6 protein-coding genes and 1 pseudogene are annotated in these 10129 nt (G+C 69.8%); 6 read left to right on the top strand and 1 reads right to left on the bottom strand.

Features of this window, described 5'->3' with window-relative positions; all coding sequences use genetic code 11:
• Nucleotides 1–25 precede the first annotated feature (25 nt).
• The 6 genes from I6A81_RS32485 to I6A81_RS46380 all read left to right on the top strand — a co-directional run bounded on the left by I6A81_RS32485 (nt 26) and on the right by I6A81_RS46380 (nt 9820).
• Nucleotides 26–1183, top strand: coding sequence for a DUF58 domain-containing protein (locus I6A81_RS32485; RefSeq protein WP_203000101.1), 1158 nt, complete (start codon nt 26–28; stop codon nt 1181–1183).
• Nucleotides 1180–3513, top strand: a complete 2334-nt coding sequence (locus I6A81_RS32490; protein WP_203000103.1) for a transglutaminase domain-containing protein — start codon at nt 1180–1182, stop codon at nt 3511–3513. Before I6A81_RS32485 ends, I6A81_RS32490 begins: the two co-directional genes overlap by 4 nt.
• Before the next feature lie 105 nt (nt 3514–3618).
• Nucleotides 3619–4602, top strand: a complete 984-nt coding sequence (locus I6A81_RS32495; RefSeq protein ID WP_307875070.1) for an AAA family ATPase — start codon at nt 3619–3621, stop codon at nt 4600–4602.
• A gap of 2 nt (nt 4603–4604) precedes the next feature.
• Nucleotides 4605–8210 carry an AAA family ATPase gene (locus I6A81_RS32500; RefSeq protein ID WP_203000105.1) on the top strand — a complete coding sequence of 1202 codons (3606 nt, stop codon included), beginning with the start codon at nt 4605–4607 and terminating at the stop codon, nt 8208–8210.
• Between the two features lie 176 nt (nt 8211–8386).
• Entirely contained in the window at nt 8387–9118 is a 732-nt protein-coding gene (locus I6A81_RS32505; RefSeq protein ID WP_203000107.1) for an effector-associated constant component EACC1, read from the top strand.
• A 549-nt stretch (nt 9119–9667) separates the two neighbouring features.
• A complete protein-coding gene (locus tag I6A81_RS46380) occupies nt 9668–9820 on the top strand; it encodes an effector-associated domain EAD1-containing protein (RefSeq protein WP_407661414.1) in 153 nt (50 codons plus the stop codon).
• Here I6A81_RS46380 and I6A81_RS32510 read toward each other — a convergent pair.
• A pseudogene (locus tag I6A81_RS32510) lies at nt 9810–10049 on the bottom strand (transposase); the annotation flags it as partial. The gene I6A81_RS46380 and the pseudogene I6A81_RS32510 overlap by 11 nt on opposite strands.
• Between the last annotated feature and the right edge of the window lie 80 nt (nt 10050–10129).

The following is a 10129-nucleotide window of genomic DNA, read 5'->3' on the forward strand; positions in this document are numbered from 1 at the left end:
AGCAGGCAGGAGGCCCGCGCCGCGTGTGCCGGTCCCGACCGCGGTGGGGCTGGGGATCGGGCTGTTCTCGCTTGTGCTGGGGGTGCCGGCCTACCTGCTGGGCTACCGGGAGATGCTGGTGATCTCCGGGAGCGGTCCGGCCGCGCTGCTGCTGGCAGCCATCTGGGTTGTCCGGCGGCCGCTGGTCACCGCGTCGATCGACGTTCTTCCCGGCCGTGTTCAGGTGGGCCAGCCCGCTGAGGCCAGGATCGAGGTTCGGAACCGGTCGCGCCGGCCCTCACCGAGATTCGACATCTGGGTGACCCCGGACCGCTGCGTAAGGCTTAAGCTGGCCGCCGCCGAGACCCGAGCGGTGAATATCGATCTTCCCACCCAACGACGCGGGGTCTTCACCGTCGGCCCGGTGAACGTCCTGCGGTCGGATCCGTTGGGCCTGCTCCGGCGGGCCCAGTCGGCCGGCGACTCGACGACACTGACCGTGCGGCCGACGCTGCTACCGCTGCCACTCGGCGTGGACGCCCGGCGGCCCGACACCGAGGCCAGCGAGCCCGAGCCCGCGCCGAGCGGGGTGAGTTTCCGGGACGTGCGGGACTACGAACTCGGCGACGACGTGCGGCGGATCCACTGGCCGTCGAGCCTGCGCACGGACCGTCTGGTGGTCCGCCTGCACGATGACCCGGAGAACTCCACCCTCATGGTCCTCCTCGACACCCATCGCGGATCCTACGCGGGTTGCGTCGACCCAGAGGCGGCGTTCGAAGACGCGGTGCGGCTCGCGGCGTCGTGCGTGGCGGCGGCGTCCCGTTCGGGCCGGGACTGTCGACTGGTCACCTCAGCTGGTCTCACGGTCGACAGCCGCTCGGTCCGTCAGTTCCGGGCCGTCGCTCTCGACGCGCTGGCGACAGTCGAGACGACTACCGAGAACGCCCTTCCGTATTTGTTGACCCGATTGGCGGGGCCACCCGACGAGACGCTGTACCTGGTGACCGGAGACGGTCTGCCCGCCGCCCTGCAGCGGCGGCTCACCGGCGCCCGAAGGCGCTACGCCGTGCTGCGTCTGGGCAGTCCTCACGATGATGTGCTGGTTCTGTCGACGCGGAGTGCCATCGTGTCGGCGACGTCCGCGGGAAACGCCGTGCGCAGCTGGGCCGCGCTGGAACGGTCGAAGCGGAGCAGAAGATGAACGGGCCGCCGACGGGCCGGGCCCGTTCCATGCGCTGCGGGTGGCCGCCTCCGCGGGTGCTCGAGCGCGCCCTGTGGGTCGCCGTGGCGACGGCGGCGGCGGGCCTCGCGTTCGCACCGGCGCTCACGTTCTCGACCATCGTGGGGCCGGTCGTGCTCGCCACCCTGTTGTCCGTGGGCGGGCCGGTCGTCGCCGGATGGCTGCGTCACGGAACACCGCCACCGGTCCTGAGGTCGGCGGGAGTGGGTGCCATCGGGATCCTCGTGGCGACGGGTTCCGCGCTGCTGGCCGCGGATCCGCGGCCCTCCCCGCTCGAGGCTCCGTGGGCGGTTGCCGAGGGCGTCACCTCCGGTTGGTCCGACCTGTTGGGATCCACGCTGCCCGCAATGGCCACCCCCAACGTGCTGGTGGTGACGACCCTGCTGACCGGGCTCGCGGGACTGGTCGGGGCCGAGATCGCGCTGCGGACCCGCGCGCGCCTTGTTCCGGTCCTTCCGGCGGCGTGTTGCTACTCGCTCGCGGTTTCACTGGGGGCGCCGGAACCGGGCGTCCTCCTCCTGCCGGGGGCGGCGCTGGCGGCGGCGGCGCTCGCGCTGACGTCGTCCGGGTACGGCCGCCCGCTGGGCTCGGGACGGTACGACGCCGCCGCGGCGCTCGGCGTCGTCGTCGCCGCGGCCCTCGGTGGCACCGTGGTCGGCGCCAAGGTTCCGGTGCATCGTGACCCGCCGTACGACCTGCACGACAGCCGGCGGTTCCAGGTCGCCCTGGGACCCGACGACAATCCGTTGAGCCGGGTCGCGGGCTGGGCGGCGGACCCGGCGCGGGTGCTGTTCACCGTCCGGCCCGTGGCCGGTGAGGCGGGCTCCGGTGACGAGCCGCCGGCCGAGCGCCGCTGGCGCCTGGCGGCGCTGGACAGATTCGATGGCCAACGGTGGACGTCGTCGTCGACGTACCTGCGCGCGGGCCGTTCGCTACCGCCGCCGGAGAACGCCACCCGGACGGGCGGGACTCTCGTCGGCGAGATCGAGATCCGTGGCCTGGCCGGTGTCTTCCTGCCCGCGCTCGAATGGCCCGTCCAAGTCGTCGGGGAAGAGCTCGCGGTCGACGTCGACAATGGCCTGCTGGCCTCGCGGCGGCCGCTGTTCCCGGGTCTGCGATACGACGTCGTCGCCATCGTGCCGATGGCGCCCGCTCCCGGGGCGCAGCCGCGGGCCGACCGGAGTCCGGCGTTCCAGTCAGCCAGCTCGCTGCCGGGCGCGTCACGGGTGGTCAAAGACCTCGCGGACAAGATCAAGAGTCGTGCGTCCGGGGACTATGAAAGCGCGCAGCTGCTGGAACGCGAGCTGCGCACCAGCGGCCGTTTCAGCGCCAGCGACCCGGGTGGGCATTCGTCGGGCGATGTCGATCGGCTGCTGGCCTGGGAACCGGGGAACTCGGAGCAGTTCGCGGTGGCGTTCGCCGTCGTCGCCCGCCAGCTGGGGCTGCCAAGCCGGGTGGTGGTCGGGTTCCGGTCGGACGCGACGCCGGGGGCGCCCGGACCGGGTGACCGGGCGGCGCCCGGGCCCATCGATGTCGTCGGGGCCGACGCGCAGGTCTGGCCCGAGGTGGCGTTCGAGGGTGTCGGCTGGGTGCCGTTCGACCCCGTGCCGGCGCACAGAGATCCCTACGAGGAACTGCCGCCTCCGCCGGAGCAGCCGGGGCAGGGGCAGCTGCCGCCGGCGGCGGAGGAGCCACCGCGGCTCTCGGGCCTGTCGTCGCCCGACGACCCCCCGAAGTCCGCTGCCTGGCGATGGTGGCAGGTCCTGATGGTCATCCTGGCGGCTTGCGCGGGTCTGCTGGCGACGTGCTATGTCACGGCGGTTCTCGTCGTGCCGCTCATGGCTCGCCGGATCTGGAAGGCGCCGTCTCAGCCGAGGAGGCAGATCGTCGGCGCCTGGGCGGATGCGCGGACGGCGCTGGCGGACGTCGGTGTGCCTGTGCCAGTGTCGGCCACTGCCGGTGAGGTCGTCACTCTGGCGGCCAGGCAGCTGGGCGAACGGGCCTCAGGCCTGCTGACCCCCTTGGCTACGCAGGTCGAGCTGGCGCTGTTCGCGACGGTTGTGCCGGGGCAGGCTGAGGCCGACGACGCCTGGCGTCGCGCACGCCTGCTCAGGCGGGCGCTGCGTCGGAGCGAGCCGCGGCCCAGGCGGGCACTGCGGGCGCTGCGGCCAGCCAGGCTGCGCCGGCCCGGGATCGACCTCCGTCCCTGGCTCGGCCCTCGTGACTACCTCGCCGCCTTCGGGCCGGCGGCTCAGTGGCGGCGGTTCGCGTCCTGGTGGGAGGACCTGTGACGGTGACCGCTCCAGTGAAGACGTCCCCAGCCTGGGCGAGGCTCCCCACGGGGCCGCCGGTGCTTCGGCGCGAAAACTCTGGCATGCGCACCTCAAAGGAGAAACGTGGCTCCCGGTCGTACTTCGGGCTACTCGATGGGACTGTTCGCCCAGGACTTCCGCGCGATAGCGCAGAATATCGAGACGTCCATCCATGGCAAGTCGGACGTCATCAAGAAGGCATTGGTGTGTCTTTTCGCGGAGGGGCACCTTCTCATCGAGGACGTGCCCGGGGTCGGCAAGACCTCGCTGGCCCGGGCGATCGCCCGAACGCTGGACCTTGCCTTCGGGCGGATCCAGTTCACTCCCGATCTTGTGCCTGCCGACGTCACCGGAACGGACTTCTACAGCCAGCGCACCGAGGAGCTGACCTTCCGGCCAGGCCCGGTGTTCACCCAGCTGCTGCTGGCCGACGAGCTCAACCGCGCCTCACCGCGGACCCAGTCCGCGCTGCTGGAGGCGATGCAGGAGAACCAGGTGACCGTGAACGGGCGGACGATGCCGCTCGAGCGGCCGTTCTTCGTCATCGCCACCCAGAACTCGGTGGAGATGAGCGGCACCTACGCTCTTCCCGAGGCCCAGTTGGACCGCTTCCTGCTCCGGGTCTCGCTCGGATACCCAGAGCACGCCAGCGAGATCGAGATCCTGGAAAACCATCGCCTGGGGCGGCGGGAGGACGAGCAGGTGTCCCCTGTGGTGCGCGCGCCTGATCTCCTTCGGATGGTCGAGACCGCGGCCGAGGTGCACGTGTCGTGGGCCATACACGACTACATCGTCCGCCTCGTGGCGGCGACGCGGCGACATCCGCGACTGGCACTCGGGGCAAGCCCGCGGGCCAGCATCGCCCTCCTGCGGGCGTCGCGGGCGCAGGCCGCGGCGGACGGGCGAAACTATGTGCGGCCGGCGGATGTCCAGTTCCTCGCCGAGGCGACCCTCGCGCATCGCGTCGTGCGGACTCCGGAGGCGGAACTGAGCGGTCTGGCCGTCGACGAGATCATCAAAGGTATCGTCGCGGCCGAGCCGGTACCGTCCAGGCTCGGCCAGCAGTAGAAGTGACCGCCGTCACCGACCCCGCTTCACCGTGGACCCCCGGAGCCGCCGCGTTCTGGCCGCCGGGCGGCGGCGATCTGTCCGGTTCCGGATGCCGAATTCTGCTGGTCGGCAGCGGACGCTATGATCCCGGCTCGGTCTTTCCGACCGTCGAATCCGTCGCCACCACCCTTGAGGACCTTCACGAGTGTCTGGTCCAGGCCTGCGGCGTACCAGTCGGCAATATTCGGGTACTCGAGGACGCACCCAATCCCGGAGAGTTCGCGCGAGCCCTCGGCGACCTCGTCCAAGAGGGGGGTCACACCCTCGTCCTATACTACGTCGGCCACGGCGCCGTCGACGCAGAGAAGAATTTCTACCTGACCACCCGGGCTAGCATCGACCTGAACCGCGGACTGCAACCGATCTATCAGGCCCTGCCCTACGAGCAGGTTCAGCAGATGCTGAGTTTCAGCGCGGCAGAACGGATCGTCGTCGTCCTGGACTGCTGCTACTCCGGCGAAGCGACGGCCTCCATGGTCGCCGGCACGGACAAGGTGTTCGCGCTCGGCGGCGGGCGGGACACCTACCTGCTGACCGCCGCCGCGAGGACCGCGCTGGCGCCGCCCGGCGAGCGGCACACCGCGTTCAGCGGAGAACTTATCCGGCTTCTCCAGTCCGGGGACCCAAGCGGGCCAGCCGATCTCGACCTTGGTCACGTCTACCGCCACCTCGCCCGGGCGCTTCCGGCCGCCGGGCGCCCGGAGCCGCAGGGCCACGCCGGGAACCGGGGAGCGGGCATCGTGCTCGCCCGCAACCGGGCCTACCGGCCCCCGGCCACCAGGAGTTCCGAATACACCACCCACGCACCTGAGACCTCCGCCGATCCCTTGCCTGGACGGGGTCAGGCCGCCTGCCCCTACCCAGGCCTGTCCGCCTTCGGCGCCGAGGACGCGCGGAACTTCTTCGGCCGGGACGCTCTCCTCCAGATGCTCGCCAAGCAGATCGTCGCCAGGACTGAAGACCCTCGCCCGCTCCTGGTCCTCGGGCCTTCGGGAGCGGGCAAGTCCTCCCTGCTGCGAGCCGGGCTGGCCGGCATCCTGCAACGCGGCATTCCGAACGTCCCGCGCGCGTGGCGCTGGGAGGTGCGGCTGCTGACGCCAGGAGCCCGAGTTTCGGCGAGATCACGCGCAGACCCGGTCGGCGCCCTCGCTTTCCTGCTCGCGAACCTTCTCCGGACCGAGACAGGCGCGGTGCGTGCCCGGCTCACGACAGATCCTGACGGCCTCGTCCAAGAAGTGGGCGAGGCCATGACGAACGGCGTCTCCCCGACTACCTCGACCCGGCTCATCCTGGTCGTCGACCAGTTCGAAGAGCTGTTCGAGCCCGATGTCCTCGACGCCGACCGCGCCACGTTCACCGGCATGATCACCCTGCTGGCGGAACGGTCCGCGGCCGTCGTCGTGGCGGCCGTGCGCACTGACTACTTCGAGCGCTGCGCGGCGCTCCCAGCGCTACGCTCGGCGCTGGAAGGCGACCTGCTCCTGGTGCGGCCGATGTCTCGTGACGAACTCTGCGAGGCCATCGAGCGACCGGCGGCGCGCGCGGGCCTCAGTCCGGACCGCGACCTGGTGGATCTGCTGCTGCGCGACATTCAGGTGTTCCACCGCACGGACGTCCACGAGGCCGGCGTGCTACCGCTGTTGGCACACGCGCTGCGGTCCACCTGGCAGCGAAGCTCCGACGGCCGGATGACCGTCGCGGGATACGCCGAGACAGGTGGCGTCGCGCGGGCGGTCGCGAGATCGGCCGACGAGGTCTATCTCGGTCTGGACGAGGCGGGGCGCGCCGTCACCCGCCGGCTGTTCCTCGGCCTCGTCCGGCTGAGCCCGGACGGACGCGAGACGACCCGGCGCCAGAGGGAACGCGCCGCACTGTTCGAAGAGCTCGGCGGCGCGGACAGCGGACAGGCGGTACTCGAAGCGTTCGCCGGAGCCGGGGCGCGACTCGTGACGGTCGGCGCGGACGGCGACACGGTGGAGCTGACCCATGAGGCGCTGATCCGAGCCTGGCCACGACTACGTGGCTGGATCCAGGCCGACCGGGAGCGGCTCCGGACCCTCCAGCAGATCACGGACGCGGCCGCGACCTGGGACCAGGAAGGCCGCGACCCAGGCGGGCTCTACCGGGGCGGACGGCTAGCGCTCGTGCTGGCCGACTACCCTGCCTCCCGCCGGACCGGCCTCGGTTCGGTCGCCCGTGAGTTCCTGGCCGAGAGCGAACGCGTCAACCGCCGGCGGATACGGGCGCGACGCGCGGCCCTGTGTGTGACGGTGCTCCTCCTGGTTCTCGCCGTCGCGGGCACCGGCATCGCCACCACGCAGTGGCGCACGGTCGCCGGCCAGCGAGCGGACCTCCAGCGGCTGAGCCGGACCGCCTCAGCCCAATGGCTTGTCGCTCAGGCCGAACTGCTCGCCGACGGCGATCCGCGCGCCGCCCTGCGACTCGGACTCGCGGCCGAAAGCATCGCGCCTTCAGCCAGGAACCAGTCTGCGCTCCTGACGATGATTCTCAACGCGCCGCCTGATCTCAACCCCGGCGGCAGACTCGACTCGCCAAGCCGGACAGTCCTGCCACCGAACGTCACCGCGAGTCCCGACGGCCGGTTCCTGGCGGCGTTCGTCACCGGCGTGCTGAAGCTGTGGAGCTTCGCCGGCCCGGGGCCGGTCTGGACACGCCCAGCCGACGACACCGGGACAACCAGCATCGTCGCGTTCGATCCCAACGGGACCATGATGGCCACCGGAAATTCTGGAACACTTGCCGTCTTCCCAGTGGAGAATGGTGATCCTGGTCGTCCTGTCACGGCCGAGGGACCAGGCACGGAAATCACCGCGATCGCCCTTCGAGGGGACGGCGGAACGGTTGCCGCCTCGCGCGCGGACGGAAACGTCGAAATATGGCTGATAGACGATCAGAAGGACCTGTCTCGCGTCGCTGTGCTGACCGGGATGGGAGGGCCCGTGGCCGGCGGCGTCGCCTTCGGCGCGAACGGCCAAGTCATGGCCAGCGCCGACAGCAACGGTGCCGTTCATCTCTGGGACGCGACCAGTCCGCTTCGCCCGGGGCCGCTCGCGACCTTCTCCCCGGACGGCGGTGTCACCGCAATCGGCTACAGCTCGGCTGACATCCTCGCCGCGGCCAGCGGCGACGGGAGGCTCAGCCTCTGGGACGTCGCAGACCCGCGTCGGCCGCGACGGCTCGCCGTCCTCCGGGCGCACGGCGGCGCAGTGACCTCAATCGCCTTCAGCCCGGACGGGACACTACTGGGCCTGACCGGACTCGACGGCCCGAGCACGGTCTGGGACGTCCGCGATCCCTTCCACCCGGCCCGGCGGGCAACTCTCGGCGATCCGGCGAGCCCGAAACGGTCGGTATTCTTCGGAAACAATGGGACAGCACTCATAGCGAGCGGCGACCTAGGCTCGACGATGTGGGACCTGTCAGCCCTGCGGGAAATGATGGGAAGAGAAACGGAGATGGCGTGCGCCGCGGCGGGCCGAGGGCTAACGGAGGACGAATGGAACCACTACGTCCCGGAAATTTCATTCGCCGTCTCCTGTCCGTAGCCTGCTGTAATGACCTTGCTGTAATTACCTTGTAACAACCAGGTGTAGGTGTTGGCGTGGACCCTGCGCGAGTACTCGGCATCTGCCGCCTGGGGTGGCACGCCCGGACACCGCCGGCAGTCCGCTGACACGTCCGACGACGGTTCCCAACAGCTGTGTGACCGGGGGAGATCAACATGCTGGACATCGAGCTACACATCGACGACGACACCGGTGACGAACTACGCAGTCTCCGACGCTGGCTCCTTGACGTCCCCGAGTTGCGCGGCCGCGTCACGACCCATCAGCAGCTCCCACAGGAAGGAGAACTGGGAGCGCATCCCAACTCGCTCATCCTCGCGCTCGAAGGCGCGACAGAACGCGCCGCGGAATCCCTCGGCCGTACCCTCTCCTCCTGGGCCGAAGCCCGACGTCGTACCGTCTCCGCGCACCGACTGACCATCGAGGCCCGGATCGGGCCTGACGAAGTCGTCCTCTCCATCGACACCGCCGTGCGCGACGGCCAACTCGACCCATCTGTTCGCGCTCTGGTCGACGAGATCACCACCCGGCTCCGATACGGCAGAAAAGCCGATCCACCCACATCCGACACCCAAGTCGAGGCTGTCGATCATGCAGGAGAACCGGCGGGCTTCACCGACGACGAACTCCAGACACTGGCCGCCGCCTTTCCCTCCAGGACCAGCGCGGAGACACTGCTGCGCGACGCCGGCATGAAACCCGAAACGTTCACGACCTTCGAATCCGCACCCAGCGCCCTCGCTTGGTGGACAGAAACCAGTCGCGCCCTCGCGCTGGGGAAAGAACTTTACGGACGACACCGCCTCCTGCGCGCAGCCGCCGCCAGGTACCCAGCCAGCCCTACGCTCAACCGTGTTCCGCGCCAGAATTCGGCGTCGGGACACTGAGGGAGTGTTCCGTGATCGGCTCTGGCTCAAATTTGGTGGTGACCTTCTGTTAGCAGGCGCAGTCGACGCGGCGGGCGGCGAACATGGCCGAACCAGATGTCTGATGATCGTTTGCGAGTCTCTCGACCGCCGCGGCGGCATCTCCAAACAAGTCGATATCCGACATGCCCGGCACGCGCGGGTCGCGGTGCGCAGTTACTCGCTTTACCGCCAAATTTGAGCCAGAGCCGAAAAATTGACAGTCCCGTATGGCATCCACCTTTGCCTCCTGTCTTGCAAAGGGCGGCTCGTCCGGGCAGGTCGCTGGCGTGGTCGGTGATTCCGTCGTCGTCCGCCGCGGTCCTGTGGCGGTCTGCCGATTTGGCTACATGTTTGGCTACACGACTCGGTGCCGGGGGTTCGTGTCGGGTTCGGGTTGCAAGTGGGATGCTGGGCACCAGCGTGACAGGCCGTGCGCTCCTGGACGGCTTGTGCTATGGGGGGTGGCGCGTGGCGCGCGATCTGTCGGGCCGGGAGGTCCAGGCGTTGGCCGAGATGTTCGGGGACTCGATGTCGGCGGGGCCGCTGTTGGCGTCGGTTGGCCTGCCTCGGCGCAACCAGCCCACCTGGTCTGGGCTAAGTGCGGAAGAGTTCTGGTGGGAGGTCTCGCGGCTGCTCACGGCCGGCGCGGTCCGTGATGGCAGACGCCGGCTGTTTGAGTGAGTGTCCGGTAGGTGCTCTTGGCCTGGTCGAGCAGGTGTGTTCCCAGGGTGTTGTCCGACAGGTGCGCGCCGGCGACGGTGACGGCGAGCAGCAGGCCGAGGGTGTCGGTGACGACCCCCCGCTTGCGGCCGACGATCTTCTTGCCGGCGTCGGTGCCCTGGCTGGCCAGGGGGACGTCGGTGGAGGTCTTGACGCTCTGGGTGTCCAGGATGCAGGCGGTCGGGTCGGGGGTCAGGGCGGCGGCAAAGTTGCTGGTTAGCAACTCATCTTCTTGATTGTTTCGAGTGGTCGTTCGGGGTGGCGGGCGTG

The organism is Frankia nepalensis (genome assembly GCF_016786325.1).
Lineage (GTDB): Bacteria > Actinomycetota > Actinomycetes > Frankiales > Frankiaceae > Pseudofrankia > Pseudofrankia nepalensis.

What these genes read in the sequence shown, in the direction of transcription:
- I6A81_RS32490 (WP_203000103.1), top strand. Translation starts at nt 1,180, where the DNA reads ATGAACGGGCCGCCGACGGGCCGGGCCCGTTCCATGCGCTGCGGGTGG.
- I6A81_RS32505 (WP_203000107.1), top strand. Translation starts at nt 8,387, where the DNA reads ATGCTGGACATCGAGCTACACATCGACGACGACACCGGTGACGAACTA.
- I6A81_RS46380 (WP_407661414.1), top strand. Translation starts at nt 9,668, where the DNA reads ATGTCGGCGGGGCCGCTGTTGGCGTCGGTTGGCCTGCCTCGGCGCAAC.